This is a genomic window from Dehalococcoidia bacterium, assembly GCA_035528575.1.
Classification (GTDB): domain Bacteria; phylum Chloroflexota; class Dehalococcoidia; order E44-bin15; family E44-bin15; genus DATKYK01.
The window spans coordinates 85,996-105,481 of the sequence record DATKYK010000005.1 but is presented as its reverse complement, the minus strand read 5'-3'; the positions used below and the strand labels follow the sequence as shown (position 1 = coordinate 105,481).

The window sequence follows — 19,486 nt, the reverse complement described above, 5'->3', positions numbered from 1 at the left end:
ATGGATCCAATATTCTATGCGGTAATAGCAGGAGTCCTTGGACTCATTGCTGCCGCATCTTTTGCTGCCTACGTGCTACGGCAGGATGAAGGCTCCGAGCGGATGAGAGAGATCTCGGCGGCTATTAAAGAGGGAGCGATGGCCTTCCTGAGGCGTGAATATCAGATACTGGCCATATTTGTGTTAGTGCTCGCCATCGCGCTGGGTTTCATCCCCAATCTCGGCTGGTGGGTCACCCTCGCCTTCGTTTTTGGTGCAGTCAGTTCCGCGCTTGCCGGCTTTATCGGCATGAATATAGCCATCAGGGCCAATTCCAGAACGGCCGCCGCTGCCGCTGAGAGCCTCAACCAGGGGCTACGGGTGTCCTTCCGCAGCGGTGCGGTGATGGGAATATCTGTCGTTGGCATCGGTATCCTGGGCTTAAGCATCCTCTACTTTGCTTTCAATGGACACGTTGACTTCCTCAAGATTATCCCTGGCTTCGGCTTCGGCGCCTCGCTGGTGGCCATCTTCGCCAGGGCTGGTGGCGGCATTTATACCAAGGCGGCGGATACCGGTGCTGACCTGGTGGGGAAGGTGGAGCAGGGTATCCCCGAGGACGACCCGCGAAACGCGGCGGTGATTGCCGACTTTGTGGGCGACAACGTCGGGGATGTGGCTGGCATGGGCGCAGACCTGTTCGAGTCCTACGTGGACTCTATTATAGCAACTATAACCCTGGCCACTATTGCAGTGGCTGCTGGACTGGTGGCCAGTGAGCAGACAGCGTGGCAGCTACCAATGATGGTAGCCACAGGTGGCATTATAGCTTCCCTCATCGGGGTGTTTCTGGTCAAGGTTGGCAAAAAGCCGGAGATGAAGGCACTGCTCAACGCCTTAAGGCGCGGCACCTTTGGCGCATCCATCCTGACCGCAGCCTTCGCAGCTTTGGCCGTCTATTTCCTCGATGCATCATGGGGAATATTCGGGGCTATCCTGACTGGTCTGATCGCAGGTGTGTTGATAGGAGAGAGCACCAACTATTTCACCTCCTACAGCTTCGGGCCGACGCAGCGCATCGCAAAGGCGTCCCAGACGGGCGCGGGTACCAACATAACCAGTGGATTCGCTAACGGTCTGATGAGTACCTTGCCTCCTATTATCATAATAGCCATAGCTATTGTTGTTGCCTACTACTTTGCCGACATGTATGGCATCGCCATCGCCGGCATCGGTATGCTAGCCACGCTGGGGGTAACCCTGGCCACTGATGCATACGGTCCAGTAGCGGACAACGCCGGGGGGATCGTGGAGATGTCGGATCTGCCCCAGGAAGTCCGGGACCGCACCGATGCCCTCGACTCGCTGGGTAACACCACGGCGGCAACGGGTAAGGGATTCGCCATCGGGGCCGCTGCACTCACCGCCTTAGCTCTCATGCTTTCTTACACCATAGCTGTAAACGTGAGCGTGGTCGACCTGCTGAAACCGGCGGTGATCGCCGGAATATTCCTCGGCGTCCTCATGCCGGCCCTGTTCTGCGCGCTGACACTTAATGCGGTGGGCCGGACCTCCTTCGCCATAATCAATGAGGTTCGACGCCAGTTCCGTGAGATAAAGGGTATCATGACCGGTGAGGAGAGGCCGGAGTACGGGAAGTGCGTCGATATCTGCACCAAGGCAGCGCTCAAGGAAATGATCGCCCCTGGGTTGCTCACGGTAGCCATACCTATCGTCGTTGGCTTCGTGCTGGGGCCTGAGGCCCTTGCTGGCTTTCTCATGGGTGCCGTGGCCACCGGTTTCCTCATTGCCGTAATGATGGCCAATTCCGGTGGCTCATGGGATAACGCGAAGAAGTGGATAGAGACGGGCCAATATGGTGGGAAGGGATCGGACGCGCATAAGGCGGCAGTGGTCGGCGATACTGTGGGCGACCCCTTTAAAGATACGTCAGGGCCCTCCCTCAACATCATGATAAAGCTGATGTCCATTGTGGCGCTGGTGCTGGCGCCTGTGCTGAAGGACATAACCGGAATCTTGGACTAGCCGACCAGGAAGGGGTTATACTGCCGTTCGGCGCGAATAGTAGTTTGAGGGCCATGCCCGGGGTAAACCACGGTCTCATCGGGGAGGGTCATAAGCTTGCTGTTGATGCTATCGATTAGCTGCTGGTGGCTGCAACCGGGGAAGTCGGTGCGGCCAATGCTGAGATTAAAAAGGGTATCCCCCACGAAGACCACTCCGTGTCCATAGAGGGATATGCCTCCGGGGCTGTGCCCCGGCGTGTGGAGTACGGTGAAGCTGAGGTCGCCGACCCCGATAGTATCGCCATCATTGAGCGGCGTATCCGGCTTGGGGAGCGGCTCCGCGGAGCCGCTCATGAAGAGTCCCATGACGCGGGCCATCCCTGATGCTATCATCCCGGCGGACTCAGCCTCATGCATGGCAAAGGGTGCCCCGGTCTCCTCCTTGATCTCGCTTAGCGCCATAATGTGGTCGGGGTGGGAGTGGGTGGCGATAATAAGCTTTATAGTGAGGCCGAGCTGGCGCACATTTTCCATTATAGTCTCCGCCTCGGCGACTGGGTCAAGGATCAACCCCTCCTTGGTCTTCTCCGAGCCGACGATATAGCAGTTGGCGAGGAATGGGCCCAGTTCCAGCACTTTTAATAGCATTGCTATATTCTTTACTATTCGTGCTTACCTGTCAAGCCTTTGACATTTGGCAGCAAAACTGTTAAGTTTTTTGAATAAAGAGCTTGGGGGAAATGATTGAAAGTAGATATGGATAAGTTAGTCTCCCTGTGTAAGCGGCGGGGATTTATCTTCCAGTCGAGTGAGATATACGGTGGGCTCTCCGCTTGCTGGGACTACGGGCCGCTGGGGGTGGAGCTGAAAAGAAATATCAAGGAGGCGTGGTGGCGAGGTATGGTGCGCGAGAGGGACGATATGGTGGGGCTGGATTCGAGCGTGCTAATGCACCGCGCCGTGTGGATCGCCAGCGGCCACGAGCAGGGTTTCTCTGACCCGCTTATGGAATGCAAGGCGTGCCACCAGCGGTGGCGTGCCGACGATACCAAGGACGGCCGCTGCCCCAACTGCGGCGGCGAGCTTACCGAGCCCCGCATGTTCAACCTTATGTTCAAGACCTTCTTCGGGCCGGTGGAGGAAGAGGCGGCGACGATCTACCTGCGCCCCGAGACCGCCCAGGGTATCTTCGTCAACTTCGCCAATGTGGTGGATACCGCGCGCAAAAAGCTTCCCTTTGGCATCGCCCAGATCGGTAAGGCGTTCCGCAACGAGATCACCACCGGCAACTTCATCTTCCGCTGCCGCGAGTTCGAGATGATGGAGATCGAGTTCTTCGTCAAGCCGGACACCGCTGAGGAGTGGTTCAACTACTGGCTCGAGGAGCGGCAGAACTGGTATATCAAGCTGGGGATAAACAAGGAGAACCTCCGCCTCCAACAGCACGGCGAGGATGAGCTGGCCCACTATGCCCGCGCCTGCTATGACATCCAGTACTTGTTCCCCATGGGCTGGTCGGAGCTTGAGGGTATCGCCAACCGCGGCGACTTCGACCTGGCGCAGCATGCCAAGCACAGCGGCAAGGACCTCAGCTATTTCGATGCCGATAGCGGGGAGCGCTTCGTGCCCTATGTCATCGAGCCCTCTGCAGGGGTAGACCGCGCCGCGCTGGCCTTCCTGGTCGATGCCTACGATGAGGAGCCGGATAAAAACGAGATAAGGGTGCTCCTGCGTCTTCACCCCGACCTCGCACCGGTAAAGGTCGCCGTACTCCCGCTGAGCCGCAACGAGACCCTCGTCCCTATGGCCAGGGATGTCTATGCCATCGTACGAAAGTGCTTTGCCACACAATACGATGATGCCCAGAGTATTGGGCGTCGCTACCGCCGGCAGGACGAGATCGGCACCCCGTATTCGGTTACCGTCGACTTTCAGTCGCTTGAGGACAACGCGGTGACCATCCGTGAGCGCGACAGCATGAAGCAGATAAGGGTGCCGGTTGCGGAGCTCACCCGCACGCTGGAGCTAAAACTCTCCGGCGAGCCCCTCGAAGTCCTCCCCCCAGGCGGCAAGTACTGGCTAGGGTTTGAGGGGTAAGAGAGCCTGTTTGAATCTAAGCGCTTTTGGCAATACTGAAAAATCCTCCGACTTTCTAGCACATGCAAAGCACTCTCTTGACAAATGTCGATAAAACTCCTAATTTCCCCATCGGTTTCAGGCGGCTTTCCTGCAATCGTGTTATAATTATGCTTGTGGAGGTGAGGGATGGAATACACTGTCATCATGAGAAAGGCACCTGACGGATTCTATATAGCTAGCTGCCCTCTGATTCCTGAAGCCTATGCCCAGGGCCAGACCAATGGTGAATGCCTGGCTAATATTAAGGAAGCGATCCAGCTTTGTCTCGAATACCGTAAAGAGCGCGGCGAGGAAATCCCCCAGGAGGTTGGCACGAGCCAGGTTACTGTTGCGGTATGACAAAACTACCTTCGCTCAAAGCCCGAGAGGTTATCAGTGGACTTCAGGCATTGGGATTCGAGAAGGTACGACAAAAGGGTGGCCACGCAATATTTCATCACAGGGACTGCCGCCGTGCCCCGATTCCCATTCATCCTGCTAAAACTATCAGCCTCTACTTGCTATCCGACATTCTAAAACAACTCGAGATTAGCGAGAATGAGTTTTTACGTACTATTGGTCGAAGGTAATTTCCACAATACACTCTTTTTAAGACAATAAAAATCCTTCACTTTATCTACCTACGCCTGCTAGTGGAGCGATATCTCTCCAGTCAGCTTTCCTTTAACCGCGCTATCGTGTTACAACATATTTTATGGAAATGTGCGCTGCGGATGCAGAAGCCCTCTGTTGACACACCTCATCGTCAAAGGCTATAATCAATTGGCCCATTAAACACCGTATATTATATATAGGGAGTGATTATGACTACAGAGAAAAAAGAAAAAGACCAAAAGTTACTTAATCTCGACCGAACAGTAAGAGCACAGATTATTAAGACCACAACGGAGAGCGGCATAGAACCTAAGGCCACTGCTTACAATCCTGACGATCTTCCGGACTTCGACTACAAGAGAGACCTTGGTGACGATGGGGATTATCCGTACACACGTGGCCTATACAAGGGGATGTACCGTAACTTACTGTGGGTGAGCGCCCAGGCTTTAACACGGGAGACAGCGGAGAAGAGCAGGAAAGACCGGGAGGTTGTCTGGGCAGGTGGTGCCGATACCGTCTACCTGTCCTCAGGCGATGTTAACAGGACAGGCTGTGATCCAGACCACCCGCTGGCCAAGTATGATATCGGATACGCCCCTGAGAATTATTCCTGGCGGAGGATAGAGAGGGAGCTGGAAGGAATTGACCTAGAAAAGGCGATCGTTACTTTCCACGGTGCCTCCTCGCAGCAGGATGATGTGCTGTGTGTGGCGCAGCTGGCCACTGTTGCGGAGATGCGGGATATAGATAAACAGAAGATTAGAGGCTCGTGTATAAACGACCCTATCTCCAATGTGGCCACCAGCTTCAGCGTTGAATTTCCATTAGAGATAGGACGCAGGCTTAACGGCGACCTCACCGAGTATATATGCAAGGAGATGCGCACCTTCTCCCCCTTCGCCCCCATCGCCTATGACCTGTGGGAGGCTGGTTGTAACTCTGTGCAGCAGCTGGGTATCATAATGTCTTCAACAGCCGCCTACTGTCAGGAGGCCATAGACCGCGGCGTACCGTTCGATATGGTAGGTCGCAGGGTGACCATCAGTATTGCCTCTTCCCTTGATTTCTTTGAGACGGTATGCAAGTTACGGGCAGCACGGAGGATGTGGGCCAAGATCGCCAGGGAAAGCTTTGGGGCTAAAGAAGATAAGCTGTGCCGTCTTCGTATCGCTGTCAGGACACCGGGGCAGACTATCACCCGTCAGCAGCCGCTTAATAATATCGCTCGTATTGGCTTTCAGGCACTAGCTGCAGTGCTAGGCGGAGCCGCCGCCGTGGACTATGCTCGCCACGATGAAGCCTTCTGCATTCCCTCTGAAGAATCCTCGATGATAACGCTAGCGCTTAACCATATCATTGGCCAGGAGACCAGCGTAGGTCTTACCGCGGATCCTCTCGGGGGCTCGTACTATGTTGAGTGGCTCACTAACAAGTTGGAAGAGGAAGCCAACATATTGATGAAACAGATAGAGGATATAGGTGGCATATGGAAGGTGGCTAAGAGCGGATGGCTGCGGCAGTTAGTCAACAACGCCCGCGAAGAAAGGATGACGGCTCTAGCCGACGGCTCCATGCCGCAGGTGGGGGTGAACTTCTTCCGTCAATCGGAAGATAAGGACCCCGATATCGTAGAATACGAGTTCGATGACATGGACAAGGTACAGAGCGACCTAATGGACGAGATCAAAGCCTATAAGGATAACCGCGATATCAAGAAGACACGTGAGGCTCTGCTGACGCTCAGGGAGAAGGCGAAAGGAACCGAAAACCTGATGTACCCAATAATCGAGGCGTTTAAAGCCGATGCTACCCGTGGAGAGATACTGGGAATGATCCGCGAGGGATTTGGCTATAGCTATGATACGGTAGATATGATCAAGCGGCCAGACTTCCTAAACTAGTGACTCATTGCTCTTAGACTATCGGAGGTGAAAGTGGATAAATCGGACCGGAAAATACGTGTCTTGGTAGCCAAACCAGGTACTGACTCTCATTACCGAGGCGCCGAGCTTCTGTGCCAGATACTCAGGAACGCTGGGATGGAGGTCATCTACACCGGCAGGTACCAGACCTCGGAAATGATCGTGAGCGCTGCAGTTGCGGAAGATGTGGATGTTGTGTGCCTTAGCTCCCTGTCATGGTCGCAAGATAAATACTATGTCGAAGTCGCCAACATGCTCAGGGATAAAGGCTCCGATATATGTATAGTAGGTGGAGGCATTATTTCTAAAAAAGCCATACCGAAATTGAAAGAGGCCGGGGTTACCGGACTATATGGTCCGGGCACTCCCTACCAGGAGATGATCGATCACATCGTGCAACGGGTGAAGAAAGACAGGTGGCATGAGAGTTAGCTCTGGGTCCCGGTTCGATGGGATTTAGAAGGAGGCCAAACAATGCAAACTAAGGAGCACTTATCAGCATCGGGGATTCCGGTAAAGGATATCTACACCCCCGAGGATATAAAAAACCTGGACTATGACAAGGATCTCGGCATTGCTGGGGAACCTCCCTTTACCCGGGGTCCGTATCCCACAATGTATCGCGGGCAGGTATGGACCATCAGGCGGTTAAGCGGGTTCAATACCCCTGAAGATTCCAATAAGCTCTACCGTGAGCAATATGAGTTGGGGCAGACCGGTTTCTCGGTAGCCCCGGACATCACCACTGCCGTTGGTGTGGATGCTGACAATCCCATGGTCGAATACGAGATCGGCCATTCTGGGCTGCCGCTGAACACAATTGAGGATGTGGAGGTGGCCTTTGATGGTCTGCCTATAGACCGCGTCTCTACGTATCTTGCGGAGAGAGGCCCAATAACCGCCATGTATTTCGCCATGGCCGAGAAGAGGGGAATAGACCTTAAGCAGATAAGAGGAACCACCGCCGGCTGCATGCTGAGTTGGGCTTGTTTAAACATCCCTCTCCAACCAACACCTAAAGGATACCTTAGATACGGAGTAGACTTTATAGAGTGGTGCAGCGAGATAGCCCCCAAGTGGAATCCAATAAATCATGACTCCTACAACCCTCGCGACCTGGGGCTTAATGCATACGAAGAGCTGGGCCTGCTATTCGCCTCTGCCATCGATTTCGTCGAGGAAGAGAAAAGGCGTGGGAGGGTTCCTCTAGATCGCTTCGTTAGACGTTTCTCATTTAATACAGCGGCCCATAATGACTTCTTTGAGGAGATAGCCAAGCTGCGGGCGGCGCGGCGTATCTGGTACAAGATCGTTACCGATAGATACGGAGTACAGGATCCTAATTGTGCCAAGTTCCGCGTTCACGTTCAGTCTTCGGGTTCCACCCATACTGCCCAGGAGCCGTATAATAACCTCGTTCGTATTGCCTATCAGACGCTTGCCGCTGTTCTGGGGGGGGCGCAATCAATACATGCCAACGGATACGATGAGGCGGTTTGCCTGCCTACAGACCAGTCGATGCTGCTCGCTATCAGGACTGAGCAGATCGCTGCTCTTGAGACCAACGTGACAAACACCATTGACCCTCTAGGTGGTTCCTATTACATTGAGTCGCTGACCAATGAACTGGAGGAGCGAACCTGGGAGTATATCAAGATGATCGAAGATATGGGTGGGATGGCACAGGCTATGGAGGATGGCTGGTACCACAAGCTTCTCAGGGATAAGCCAATCGAGCGGCAAAAAAAGGTGGATTCCGGCGAGATCCCGATTGTTGGTGTGAATACATTCCGCTCCGAAAAGGAGCCCTACAAGGTGCCTATTTTCAAGCCCGATCCGGCAACCTCACGGGAAATCCAGGCTGAGAAGCTTAGGAAGTTCAGGGCAAAGCGTGATAAGGCAAAGCACGCTGAGGCTATGAAGAGGCTGGTGGATGCGTGTAATAGCGACGAGAATGTTTACCCGTATACTTTCGAGGCGGTCAAAGCAGGCGCCACCTTTGGAGAGGTCATGAAGGCACAACTCGATGCCTATGGGGAATGGCCCTATCCAGTTGGGCTATAAACGAGGACTGCGATATGGATAAGCGTAAAGTCAAGATACTGATGGTTAAGGCGGGGCTTGAGGGGCACTGGGCCGGTCTGATCGTGGTCAGCAATGCGCTTAGAGATGCCGGCTTTGAGGTCATCTATGGTGGTAACATGACTCCAGCGGAGATCGCTGCCACGGCTCTACAGGAGGATGTCGATGTTGTAGGGATCAGTAGCCTTACAGCAAACTATATGCTAACGGTTCCGGCAGTAATCAAGGGGATAAAGGAGCGGGGCAAGGGGGATGTACTGCTGATCTTGGGCGGGATAATCTACGAGGATGATTTCGATGCACTCAAGAAAATGGGCGTTGCGGGGATCTTTATTCCGGGAACGCCCATGAAGGAAATCGTTAACTTTGTCCGCGATAAAACCTCGGCCTTGGTAAAATAGAGGTCGGCACACTGAGAAGCTGACCGCTGATAATAGAACGGCTATCAATTCGATAGCCGTTTGACATACTATTAACCGATTTTAACCTTTGGAAACGATTTTAAAAAATTGCATTTTGGATGCGCTAGGTGGTAGTGAGAGTCTTGGGTGAGCGTCAGGAAAGTATCACTATTCAGGTGCAGCCCAATGCCCGGCGTAACGAAGTACTGGGGTTTAAAGACGGTATTTTGCACCTCAAGATAGCAGCACCGCCGGTAAAGGGAAAGGCCAATAGAGAGCTTATAGAGTTCTTGAGCCAGCTCCTCGGGGTGAGCAAGGGCAGTATAAATATAGAGCGCGGGATTACTGGCAGAAGAAAGGTCATCGCCATTGCCGGGCATGACCCGGATAAAATTATAGAGCAGATAAAGCGATCGGGGGCGAAATCTTATGAGAATCCTTCACTTCGCCGATCTGCACCTGGGGGTAGAGAGCTATAGCGGGGGCATAAACCCTGAGACGGGGCTATCATGGCGCCTACACGATTTCCTCGGTGCCATCGATGAGGTAGTGGCATACGCACTGGGAAGTGACATTGACCTCGTTCTCTTCTGCGGCGATGCCTACAGGAGCCGCGAGCCATCGCAGACCCACCAGCGGGAGTTCGCCCGTCGCATCTGGAAGCTGGCATCGGCTGGCACCCCGGTCTTCCTCCTCATCGGTAACCACGACCTACCCAACGCCATCGGTCGCGCCACCACCATGGAGATTTTTCGCACACTGGAAATTGAGAATGTTACAGTGGCCAATGCCCCAGGTAATTACCGAGTGGAAACAAAGGTGGGGCCTCTTCAGGTGGTTGCCTTGCCCTGGGCCAGGAGGAGCGCCCTGCTGAGCCGGGAGGAGGCTAAGAACCTAACCCTCGATGAGGTAAACGAGCGGCTGGAGGGAATCATCACCGAGCGCCTCAATCTAGAGGTCGCTGCTCTGGACCCGAGCCTGCCCGCCATCCTCGCTGCCCATGTATCCCTCTCCAATGCGAGGTCTGGCTCGGAGCGGGGCATGATAATGGGGTACGATTATGTGCTGCTCCAGAGCAATGTGGCAAACCCCGCCTTCGATTATATTGCCCTGGGTCATATCCATAAGAAGCAGGTGCTTGGTGAAATTCCTCCCGTGGTCTACCCGGGAAGCCTCCAGCGCATTGACTTCAGTGAGGAGGAGGACGAAAAGGGGTTCTTCGTTGTGGAGATTTATCCCCAGGAGCAAGGAAGGCGGGTGTGCCACGAGTTCCATCCGGTGAGGGCACGGCGCTTCCTCAGCATCAGGGTAAATATTGGCGTTCAGGAGGCCGACCCCACCCAGGCGGTGCTCGGTGCTATCGCCCGCTATGACATAGCGGATGCCGTCGTGCGGGTACAGGTGGCGATCCCGGAGCAGCTCGTCGGGGAACTCAAGGATGGGGAGATCCGCAGGGCTCTAAAGGATGCCCACTTCATTGCTGCCATTGCGCTGGATGTGGCCCGTGAGCGCCGCCCCCGTATAGCGGGATGGTCTGCAGAGGGGGTCACGCCGCTGGAGGCACTCCAGGAATATCTTAAGGTTAAAAAGACTGAAGTGGAGCCTAGATTACTTCTGGAGTATGGCGAGAGGCTTATCAGGGAGAGCGAATCTGAGGAATGATGGGAGATAGTAAGAGGAGGGGGTAGAGCGGAAAAGGCCTATAGTCCAGCTACTATCCTGTCGTAGCCCTCAACGATGTTTCTTACCACATCACCGGCGCTTACAATCTCATTGATCATCCCCGCCACCGCACCACATATCATCTGTCTGGGAGCGATATCCGTCTCTGCGATCTGTTGACCCTGGGTTATTAGCTCGCTTTTCAAGCCCCTTATTGGCATCGATCCACGCCCCGTAATTATGGTAGCTGTATCGTTAGCAGCCACGATGGCGTCTTTGTAGTCCTGGTCAGCAATGCATTCCTGGGTAGCAATGAATACTGTCCCCATCTGCACCCCCTCCGCTCCCAGAGCGAGGGCAGCAACCAAGCCACGGGCATCACAAATACCCCCGGCGGCAATCACCGGGATGCTCACAGCATCCACTACCTGAGGGACGAGGATAAAAGTAGTAAGCTCATCTGGGCTATTTATCCCACCCGATTCGTATCCCTCAGCGATCACAGCATCTACACCACTTTTCTCAGCCCCCTTTGCATGTTTTACTGAGGCTACTAAATGGAGAACCCTGACGCCATGCTCCTGTAGGTAGCTGGTATGAAGAGCCGGGCTTCCCGCCCCCGTAGTAACTACCGGAATACCCTCCTCAATAGCGATATCGAGCAGGCTTCTATCCTGCCCTAATACAGGTATGGGGAAATTCACCCCGAAGGGTTTATCGGTGAGGCTTTTCGCCTTTCGAATCTGGCTTCTGAGGTTCCCCTCGACCTTCCCCCAGTCATGCTCTCCGGCGTTGGGGCTTATTATGCCCAGCCCTCCAGCATTGGAGACGGCGGCCGCCAGCTCGGCATTGGCGATAAGGCTCATCCCCCCTTGAATTATGGGATACTCGATACACAGAAGCTCGCAGACCCTGGTCTTTTTCACCTACTCCCCCTTTTAGCTCAATGGTTTATCTTAGACTGGCTACCACCCCGGAGTAGCCATCTGCGATATTTCGCACCACATCGCCCGCGCTCGTGATCTCGCTTATCATTCCGGAGATAGCACCGCAGTATAGCTCGCCTTCTTGCATCTCGCCCTTTAACTGGCCAATCCTTGACGGGGCAAAACCGATGAAAGCGAAAAGCTCCTCAGCGGTGGCACCCTGCTGCTCCATCTCGGCGACCTTTGCCAGGAAATCGTTTTTGAGCCCCCGTGTGGGGGCAAGCCTTCTGCCGGTGACCATTGTCCCGGTGTCAGTAGCGTTTATGATACCATCCTTGAAGTTGCCGTGAGCGATGCATTCGTGGGTGGCGATAAAGCGGGTGCCCATCTGTACCCCCTCCGCCCCTAGGGCCAGGGCAGCGGCGAAGCCGCGCGCGTCGGCGATGCCGCCGGCGGCAACCACCGGGATGCTCACCGCATCCACCACCTGGGGGACGAGGACCAGGGTGGGAATCTCATCCAAGCCGTTGTGCCCGCCGGCCTCATAGCCCTCAGCAATCACCGCATCCACCCCGCTTCTTTCCGCGCTTCTAGCCTGTCTTACGGAGGCTACCAGGTGAAGCACCGTCATCCCGGCTTCCTTCAGGAGGGGGGTATAGATGGCAGGGTTGCCCGCGGAGGTAGTTACCACCTTTATCCCCTCTTCAATTACTACACCGATCAGATCCTCAATCCCCGGGATCTGCACCACAAGGTTCACCCCGAAGGGCTTATCGGTGAGCCTTTTCGCCGTCCTTATCTGGCTCCTCAGGTTCGCTAACAGATCATCCTCCAGCCTCATAGAAGCGTTGGGGCTGATTAGGCCCAGCCCTCCAGCACTGGAGACGGCAGCGGCCAGCTCTGCGTTGGCAATCCAGGTCATCCCCCCTTGTATTATTGGGTACTCTATACCCAGCAATTCGCAAATCCTAGTCTTTTTCACAGATGCCACCCCTTCACTGGCTCTCAAGCATTCTATTCGGAGAGGAGGAGCGCTGTCAAGGCGAAGCGGCCGCTATTGATCTCGTTCAGATAGATGGGTGATACCCTAGTGTACTTTTAAGGCGCTCTTTTACCCATCATTGCGACCCCGATAAATCGGGGTCGCAATGACAGCGGCAATGGTCTGGCGATTTTGTGTCACTAATGTACTGTACAAGTATACGATATTGACGATGTGAAGGTAGTGAGGTAGAATTCTATTCGATGATAAGGAGGGATGATGAAACGAGAGCTTATGGAGATCCTCGCCTGCCCGCTGTGTAAGGGGGACCTGAAACTTACCGTCGAGGAGGAGGATGAGCAAGAGATAGTCAAGGGCTCACTGTATTGCGAAAGTTGCTCGGTAACCTATCCCATAGAAGATACTATCCCAAATCTACTCCCGCCGGAGCTTCGTACCTAAATTATAGGAGGTAACATGCAGAAGTCTCGCGTAGTTGGTGTGCTGATTTGCCTGGGAACCGTTCTGGCAGGGTGTGCCTTCATCGCCGGGATAGTCCTGCAGCACGAACTGGTCGTCTGGGCCATTGCGGTTCCGGTAATCATTGGCTTTTTCGTGGTGCTGGCGCTGGGGTTCTGGATCGGATGGATCATGGCAGTGACCGCGATCGAGATCCCGCCGGAGGTCATCGAGGAATCAGAGTCCAGGACCTAAACCTATTTACCCGGCATGTAGATAACGCAGGAGTCTGCAGATTCGCAGACCTGGATGCTTGAGATGGGGAGTTCCCTTTTCTGGAACTCCTCATATATTGTGGTGGCGATGTTCTCTGAGGAGGGGTTTATACGGTCGAAGGGTGGTACATCGTTAAGACACACGTGGTCAAAGCTTGCCAGTATCTCCCTGAGGTGCCGCTTGAGCACCGTAAAATCGTAGGCCAAGCCGATCTGGTCCAGCTCCTGTGCCTGCAGCGTTACCATCACCTCAAAGCGGTGCCCGTGAAGGTTCTCGCATTTCCCCCGGTAGCCCCTCAATGCGTGCGCCGCATCAAAGTGCTCCCGTACTTCTATAACGAACACAGCGTCCTCCTTCCCTATCTTTACCAATTATAACATAGCTCCGTAAAGAGAGGTTGTGCTAGCGAGATGATATGCTGCTACACGGCGTCATGCTGGCGATCTGCCTGCTGCAGTGTTTTTACCTTGCATGGCTTGGAGTAGCTCCAGTCCAGTGGTGATTACCTCTAGATGAGTAAGGGCCTGAGGGAAATTACCCAGGGCTTCTCCGGAAGTTGGGTCGGCCATTTCTGAAAAAAGCCCGATATGATTGCCGTAGCCAAGTAATCTTTGATACATAGCGACAGCATCTTCTAGCCTTCCCATCCGGAGCAAATCCCTCGCTAACCAGAAGGAGCACGACAAGAACGCTCCCTCCGACCCGCTGTGTCCATCATCGATCTCGTCGGCTCTATATCGGAACAAAAGGCCATTTAAACTCAGCTCTTCAACGGTGCGTTCGATAGTGGACATTATCCGCTCGTCAGAGATGGGTAAGAAGCCGTAGAGAGGCATGCGGAGATTACTCGCGTCCATAGCTAATGTATCGTAGTGCTGTGTAAAAGCCCGCCGCTGTGAGTTCCAGCCCCTGGTTAGAATGTCATCCTTGATATCCCGGGCAGTTCTTCCCCATCGCTCAAGGTTTCTCCTGTGCCCCAGCTTTTCGGCCATTTTGATTCCCCGGTTCACAGCTACCCAGCACATGAGCTTGGAATGCACAAAATGATATGGGCCACCCCTTACCTCCCAGATACCGCTGTCGGGTTTCTGCCACAGCTCGCACGCGTCATTAACAAAGCTCTCCAGGAGTGCCCAGATGCATTGCCCGATGTGGCCACCGATGTTGAAGTAGTTGTAGGCGGTCTCTAGAACCTCACCAGGAACGTCCAGTTGAAGTTGCCGATAGGCATCATTCCCGATTCGTACCGGCTGGGAGTCCCGGTATCCCCTAAAATGATCGAGCACCTGTTCATCAACTGGTTCCATAAAATCGATTTTATGGAAAACCTGGTTTCTGGAGTCACCCTTGCGGCATACATTAAGCAGCCACTTCCTGAACCCTGAATCCTTTTCACTGTGCCATAGGCAGTGAAATGCATTAAACGTTAGCGAGGTATCTCTGAGCCATGAAAAGCGATAGTCCCAGTTACGCTCGCCGCCGATTTCATTCGGCAATGATGTGGTTGGAGCCGCGATAACGGCACTTGTTGGTGAGTAAACCAGCAGGCGCAGGGCCAGATAAGACCTCACAATGGCCTCTCGCCAAGTGCCCGAACAGGCCATGCCTTCAGTTTGATGTTGCCAGTATGCCGCGGTTCTCTCTAATTTACCTGCCGATTTATAGGCACTGGGAGGCACAGGTGTATCGGAGCCGTATCGCAGGACAGACTCATTTTTTTGTCCCTGTTGAAGAGTGAATCGGCTAACAGCGCTATCTTCATGAGTGGCAAAGGGAATCGAAGAGGAGAGTGCTAGAGTATCTTTCCCTCCATTTGCGGTAACTCCGTATTTTGAGATATCTAATCGTGTCCTACTTCGAGCGTAGTCTAGCCTCGGCTCAAAAATAATTTCCAGTGACACCTCACCTTCGGTGCACTGCGCCACGCGATGGATCTCAGGGAATTGGGCCAGTCGATGCCCAGAGATTAGGTAGCAGGGCATGAAATCGGTTACAGTGGCCGTGCCTGTCGCGGTTTGGAAGGTGGTCTGAAGCACGTTAGTATCGGGTAGATAGGCTTGGCCGCACTTAAAAGGCGTCTGCGGCCTGATATGAAATCTCCCCCCCCTCTCATCATCCAATATCGCGGCAAAGACGCTGGGGGAATCGAATTGGGGCAGGCAACACCAGTCGATGGAGCCGTCGATCCCTACCAGGGCCGCAGAAAGCATATTTCCAATGATTCCATAATCGCTTATACTTTTATAACCCATTTTCAAACTCAGGGCATCTATCTAGCGGATGCTGGGAAATGGACTTTTCAATAGAGATTATGACTCGCGCTATTGTACCATGTCGCGGGGGCGTTCGCACCCAACAAGACTGCTACTGATTGGAGTGGTGCGCTATACGCGCTCTATCAGATTTGAGGATAGCCTGAGGTTTTATGAGGCGCCACTATCTTGATAGTGTGAGTTAATTGCTCTTTCAGATTAGATCGGGGTTGCCTCGGAATAAGGTAGAAGCCCTCGAAAGCCAGGTTAAGCTGCTAACTGCGGATAGGTCGCCCTGGCATAAACGGCTGCTTAGCAGAAGCAAGCCTGAGGAATTCCATGTTTAGTACTAATTAAGTATCCCCCAAATAGCGGGTATCTATGAGCTATGTTTTTCAGCATTAAAATATTGCCTTACAATCTTACGTCAGGGTACCCACCGACTTTTTGGTTAAAGCAGAGCCGTTTGAATATTCGAATATTCAAAAAAGTTCGCTATGGGTGTTGGTTTCAAATGTGGTATAATGGAATTCAGGAAGGTGTGAGAATTTTTAAATCACGTTGTTACTCTCTAACTTACGGTGAGACGCTTTCTGATACCCTGGACTCCCCCCCTCTGATTACCTGTGTGCATCACTGGATTATTAAAGAACAGAGTGATGGTGAGGCTCTAGGTATTTGCAAGAAGTGTGGTGGACAGAAAGTTTTTAAAACCTTTAGCGGGTTTGGGCCGAGAAGTGGAAAGCCTGTAATCCCTGTAACCCCTGTAACCCCTGCAACCTAATCAACCAGCACTCATATATACTCTATGCTAGTACTTTGTTGTAAAAGTAAACGTCTCAGTACCTTGTTCGAGAATGCGATTTCCCAAGCCTGTCAGCCCCCCCTAGGGGTAGTCAAGAAGTGACGCGGATTTCCGCAAGGAAGTATTAGTCTCCTCTCACCCAAAGCGAGTGAAACCTCAGCCCCCCCGGGAAGCTCTATTATGAGCTTGTTGCATAAACACGGATCTTCTCATTACAGTGAGGAATAGGCCCACTGGAAAGCCTATCTTGAGACTAATAATGGAGCCATCATGCCATTGTGATAGCGATTTTAGCAGCCTAGTGGGGGAACTTATTCAAATTTTTTGCTTTGTGCAATAGGCTCTTGTAAATCTGTTAGAAATTAGGACCGTTTATCAGCGCCGTTCCCCACCTCGAGGGCCTTCGGTGCGAGGGCGCGCCTCATTAACGGTAAGTGCTCGTCCTTTCAACTCCCTGCCGTTCAGTCCAGCGATCGCAGCCTCGGCTTCAGATTTGCTGGGCATCTCCACAAATCCGAATCCTCTCGATACGCCGCTGTATCTGTCGGTGATGATTCTGGCGGATGTAATCTCCCCGAACTCTTTAAAAGCCTCCTGCAATTCCTCCTCGGTGAGCTCGTGTGACAAGTTGCCTGCGTAGATGTTCACTTTGACCTCCTTTCTATCTCTCTCTCTTTGACATCAATGCTGAAAATTCACCTGACGTTTACAGCGTATACGACGTTGCTACCAGAGGAAGCAACGTCCCAAAGGGCAAGGGGGCGCAAGCCCGAAGCGTGTCTGCTTGTATCAGGCGAAGCATTTTATGCAGATGCTGCCCTTTCATATTCTTCCAATAAAGCCTCTATAAGCTCCTTAACAGGGGTGATTTTATCTGACCTATAGGCGTTGGCTCCCCCAAAAGCAAATCCTTCTTCAAGGTTTCCCTTTTTGGCATTGGTTAATGCAAGGGCAATGCAGTATGGCGCATTTCTAAAATCACAGGCCTTCAGACACTTCCAGGGGCATTTAAAAGGCTTTTTAACTCCCGATGACACATCTTCAAGAAACCTGTTTCGTATAGCTCTTCCCGGCAATCCAACGGGGCTCTCAATTATGATTATATCATCTTTTTTGCATTTTACATATGCCTCCTTAAATTCTATGGAAGCATCACACTCGTGAGTTGCAACAAACCTGGTTGCCATCTGCACTCCCTGAGCACCTAGCTGGATAAATTTATGAATATCAGCCCCTGTGTATATGCCGCCTGCGGCGATTACTGGAATGCTTTTATTAAAATGCTGCTCATAGGGCTTTATAATGGAGATCACCTCCGGCAGTATCTTTTCCAGTGTATAGTCAGGGTCATCGATCTGCCACTTTTTAAACCCGAGGTGTCCACCGGCCAGTGGGCCCTCAAGAACCACAGCATCAGGCACATGATTGTAGTTTCTTTGCCAATATCGAAATATAATTCCGGCCGCTCTTGCAGAAGATACTATAGGAACAATCTTGGTTGTGGCTTTTCTCGAGCTATCCGGCGACGATGCATTATAATTCCTTAGTGGAAGCCCTGCGCCAAGAAAAACTAAATCTGCGCCTTCATCCACTGCAACCTGTACGAGATCATGAGAATCTGAAAGAGCTACCATTATGTTTACACCAATAACGCCCGTTGTCATCTCCCTTGCCTTTTTTATTTCTTTGCTCAAGGCTCTCTTGTTTGCCTCCTTGAAATTTATGCCTGAATCAGGCTCAAGCCAACCAATCCCAGTAGCAGCAATAACTCCAATACCACCCTCATTTGCAACAGCCGAGGCTAAACCTGATAAGGAAATACCAACGCCCATTCCTCCCTGAACAATGGCCAGGTTAGCTTCCAAATCACCTATTCGCAGTTTTGGCAGCTTTTTAAAACTCATATATTACAATCCATCAATCAAATATGCTATTTCGCCTCACGACTACATAGACGAAATCAGGGGTAGCCTGATCCGCTCTGCCCTGTGCCTTTACAGCCCTATCCCTGGCAGTTAAACCTTGTCTCGCTCTGGCGAGCATCTCCCGGCCAGGTCGCCGGCCACGGGCAGCCTGTAGCGCTTTCCCTGGCAGACTTTCACCGTGAGCACGCTCCGTATAATAAAAAGCAAAGAGTCCCCCAGGCGATATGATAGCGGTGAACAAAACACCCACGTGGCCGGGAATCCACTGCGAGAAGCTAAAGACAATACAAGCTGCGGTTATGGCACCGAAGAAGATGATCGACTGCACGTCGTGGTAGCGGATAAATTCGTCCTTATGCTCTATCAGGGAGTATATCAGATCGGTTAACCGGCCCTGCATATACTATAGCATCCCTCCCATGTTGGAATCAAGACCTGTGCTGCTCTTCTTCATCTTAGCCCGCTATCGCAATCTAATTATCCAGGGATTTACCGCATCAACTACAGTGGTCGTGTCAAACAGGTCTTATCAGGGTATATCCCATCTCCTCGATGAGCGTCTTCTACCAGAGCAAGCGACTTGCTGTTGAGGAGGCCATCTGTGGGGAATGGGCTTTCCGGGAGAATCGCAGCCGTCCAAGCAGGTAAAGGGCTATCACTTCGCTGATACGCGGTCAAATGGCGACTGTAAGCCCTGCGGTCGTGGTAGCCGGATGGGTGTGCTTACGTGATACAGTCATAAAATTGCAACATGAGGTTGTGCTGGCAATATAAGGCGAAGCACTACGGCACCATGATAAAGATCTGCAAAGTATAGCTGTGGCATATATGATACATTTCGCCTGACTAGGCAAGCGTACCATCTGATGTTGATATAGCATAAGCCTTTTTGGTGGGTTTCTCCGATCGGCCAGATTATAGAACTGCAAATTACTCTTGTGAAATGGCCCGGCGCGGGAACAGGCTAGAAATGATAGGCTATGGCCGGATGCAAGTTGGGTTGCATTTTTCTGTCGGGTTGTCCCAAATACGCCTGGCTGGGCGAATTAATC

The 19,486-nt window shown here is 52.7% G+C and carries 19 protein-coding genes; 11 read left to right on the top strand and 8 right to left on the bottom strand.

What is annotated here, in order from left to right; genetic code table 11:
* Positions 1-2,025, top strand: a complete 2,025-nt coding sequence (locus VMX96_00885; protein HUU62469.1) for a sodium-translocating pyrophosphatase — start codon at positions 1-3, stop codon at positions 2,023-2,025.
* Here the strand turns inward: VMX96_00885 and VMX96_00880 are convergent.
* Positions 2,022-2,654, bottom strand: a complete 633-nt coding sequence (locus VMX96_00880; protein ID HUU62468.1) for an MBL fold metallo-hydrolase — start codon at positions 2,652-2,654, stop codon at positions 2,022-2,024. The two genes, VMX96_00885 and VMX96_00880, sit on opposite strands and share 4 nt — an antisense overlap.
* 108 nt (positions 2,655-2,762) lie before the next feature.
* Here VMX96_00880 and VMX96_00875 point away from each other — a divergent pair, with 108 nt between their 5' ends.
* From VMX96_00875 to VMX96_00840, 8 genes are all read left to right on the top strand, one after another.
* Positions 2,763-4,103 carry a glycine--tRNA ligase gene (locus VMX96_00875; GenBank protein HUU62467.1) on the top strand — a complete coding sequence of 447 codons (1,341 nt, stop codon included), beginning with the start codon at positions 2,763-2,765 and terminating at the stop codon, positions 4,101-4,103.
* 168 nt (positions 4,104-4,271) lie between these two features.
* Positions 4,272-4,484, top strand: a complete 213-nt coding sequence (locus tag VMX96_00870; protein HUU62466.1) for a type II toxin-antitoxin system HicB family antitoxin — start codon at positions 4,272-4,274, stop codon at positions 4,482-4,484.
* Positions 4,485-4,948: 464 nt separating this feature from the next.
* On the top strand, positions 4,949-6,643 hold the full coding sequence (locus VMX96_00865) for a methylmalonyl-CoA mutase family protein (protein HUU62465.1): 1,695 nt from the start codon (positions 4,949-4,951) through the stop codon (positions 6,641-6,643).
* 33 nt (positions 6,644-6,676) lie between these two features.
* Positions 6,677-7,096, top strand: coding sequence for a cobalamin-dependent protein (locus VMX96_00860; protein ID HUU62464.1), 420 nt, complete (start codon positions 6,677-6,679; stop codon positions 7,094-7,096).
* Between the two features lie 42 nt (positions 7,097-7,138).
* On the top strand, positions 7,139-8,728 hold the full coding sequence (locus VMX96_00855; GenBank protein ID HUU62463.1) for a methylmalonyl-CoA mutase family protein: 1,590 nt from the start codon (positions 7,139-7,141) through the stop codon (positions 8,726-8,728).
* A 14-nt stretch (positions 8,729-8,742) separates the two neighbouring features.
* On the top strand, positions 8,743-9,147 hold the full coding sequence (locus VMX96_00850) for a cobalamin-dependent protein (GenBank protein HUU62462.1): 405 nt from the start codon (positions 8,743-8,745) through the stop codon (positions 9,145-9,147).
* Between the two features lie 128 nt (positions 9,148-9,275).
* A complete protein-coding gene (locus tag VMX96_00845; protein HUU62461.1) occupies positions 9,276-9,626 on the top strand; it encodes a DUF167 domain-containing protein in 351 nt (116 codons plus the stop codon).
* Positions 9,577-10,809: an exonuclease SbcCD subunit D gene (locus tag VMX96_00840; protein ID HUU62460.1), complete on the top strand. Its 1,233-nt coding sequence runs from the start codon at positions 9,577-9,579 to the stop codon at positions 10,807-10,809. Before VMX96_00845 ends, VMX96_00840 begins: the two co-directional genes overlap by 50 nt.
* A gap of 38 nt (positions 10,810-10,847) precedes the next feature.
* Here VMX96_00840 and VMX96_00835 read toward each other — a convergent pair whose 3' ends face one another.
* Together VMX96_00835 and VMX96_00830 are read right to left on the bottom strand one after the other, a co-directional pair.
* Positions 10,848-11,735 carry a nitronate monooxygenase gene (locus VMX96_00835; GenBank protein HUU62459.1) on the bottom strand — a complete coding sequence of 296 codons (888 nt, stop codon included), beginning with the start codon at positions 11,733-11,735 and terminating at the stop codon, positions 10,848-10,850.
* 25 nt (positions 11,736-11,760) lie between these two features.
* A complete protein-coding gene (locus tag VMX96_00830) occupies positions 11,761-12,717 on the bottom strand; it encodes a nitronate monooxygenase (protein ID HUU62458.1) in 957 nt (318 codons plus the stop codon).
* Between the two features lie 279 nt (positions 12,718-12,996).
* Here VMX96_00830 and VMX96_00825 point away from each other — a divergent pair, with 279 nt between their 5' ends.
* Complete coding sequence (locus tag VMX96_00825) at positions 12,997-13,179, top strand: methytransferase partner Trm112 (protein HUU62457.1); 183 nt, start codon at positions 12,997-12,999, stop codon at positions 13,177-13,179.
* A 15-nt stretch (positions 13,180-13,194) separates the two neighbouring features.
* Positions 13,195-13,431, top strand: a complete 237-nt coding sequence (locus tag VMX96_00820; GenBank protein ID HUU62456.1) for a hypothetical protein — start codon at positions 13,195-13,197, stop codon at positions 13,429-13,431.
* A gap of 2 nt (positions 13,432-13,433) precedes the next feature.
* On the opposite strand, the gene queD is transcribed toward VMX96_00820, so the two are convergent.
* The 5 genes from queD to VMX96_00795 all read right to left on the bottom strand — a co-directional run bounded on the left by queD (position 13,434) and on the right by VMX96_00795 (position 18,834).
* The gene (gene queD, locus VMX96_00815; protein HUU62455.1) at positions 13,434-13,796 is read right to left on the bottom strand and encodes a 6-carboxytetrahydropterin synthase QueD; all 363 of its coding nucleotides are present in this window, start codon (positions 13,794-13,796) and stop codon (positions 13,434-13,436) included.
* Between the two features lie 87 nt (positions 13,797-13,883).
* Positions 13,884-15,704, bottom strand: coding sequence for a glycoside hydrolase family 15 protein (locus VMX96_00810; GenBank protein ID HUU62454.1), 1,821 nt, complete (start codon positions 15,702-15,704; stop codon positions 13,884-13,886).
* A gap of 1,180 nt (positions 15,705-16,884) precedes the next feature.
* Entirely contained in the window at positions 16,885-17,157 is a 273-nt protein-coding gene (locus VMX96_00805; protein ID HUU62453.1) for an RNA-binding protein, read from the bottom strand.
* 155 nt (positions 17,158-17,312) lie between these two features.
* Entirely contained in the window at positions 17,313-18,413 is a 1,101-nt protein-coding gene (locus tag VMX96_00800) for a nitronate monooxygenase family protein (protein HUU62452.1), read from the bottom strand.
* Between the two features lie 13 nt (positions 18,414-18,426).
* Positions 18,427-18,834, bottom strand: coding sequence for a hypothetical protein (locus tag VMX96_00795; protein HUU62451.1), 408 nt, complete (start codon positions 18,832-18,834; stop codon positions 18,427-18,429).
* Positions 18,835-19,486 lie beyond the last annotated feature (652 nt).

Excerpts from the sequence above, each read along its gene's own strand:
- VMX96_00885 (HUU62469.1), top strand. The coding sequence starts at position 1 with ATGGATCCAATATTCTATGCGGTAATAGCAGGAGTCCTTGGACTCATT.
- VMX96_00880 (HUU62468.1), bottom strand. The coding sequence starts at position 2,654 with ATGCTATTAAAAGTGCTGGAACTGGGCCCATTCCTCGCCAACTGCTAT.
- VMX96_00875 (HUU62467.1), top strand. The coding sequence starts at position 2,763 with ATGGATAAGTTAGTCTCCCTGTGTAAGCGGCGGGGATTTATCTTCCAG.
- VMX96_00870 (HUU62466.1), top strand. The coding sequence starts at position 4,272 with ATGGAATACACTGTCATCATGAGAAAGGCACCTGACGGATTCTATATA.
- VMX96_00865 (HUU62465.1), top strand. The coding sequence starts at position 4,949 with ATGACTACAGAGAAAAAAGAAAAAGACCAAAAGTTACTTAATCTCGAC.
- VMX96_00855 (HUU62463.1), top strand. The coding sequence starts at position 7,139 with ATGCAAACTAAGGAGCACTTATCAGCATCGGGGATTCCGGTAAAGGAT.
- VMX96_00850 (HUU62462.1), top strand. The coding sequence starts at position 8,743 with ATGGATAAGCGTAAAGTCAAGATACTGATGGTTAAGGCGGGGCTTGAG.
- VMX96_00840 (HUU62460.1), top strand. The coding sequence starts at position 9,577 with ATGAGAATCCTTCACTTCGCCGATCTGCACCTGGGGGTAGAGAGCTAT.
- VMX96_00825 (HUU62457.1), top strand. The coding sequence starts at position 12,997 with ATGAAACGAGAGCTTATGGAGATCCTCGCCTGCCCGCTGTGTAAGGGG.
- VMX96_00820 (HUU62456.1), top strand. The coding sequence starts at position 13,195 with ATGCAGAAGTCTCGCGTAGTTGGTGTGCTGATTTGCCTGGGAACCGTT.
- VMX96_00810 (HUU62454.1), bottom strand. The coding sequence starts at position 15,704 with ATGGGTTATAAAAGTATAAGCGATTATGGAATCATTGGAAATATGCTT.
- VMX96_00800 (HUU62452.1), bottom strand. The coding sequence starts at position 18,413 with ATGAGTTTTAAAAAGCTGCCAAAACTGCGAATAGGTGATTTGGAAGCT.
- VMX96_00795 (HUU62451.1), bottom strand. The coding sequence starts at position 18,834 with ATGCAGGGCCGGTTAACCGATCTGATATACTCCCTGATAGAGCATAAG.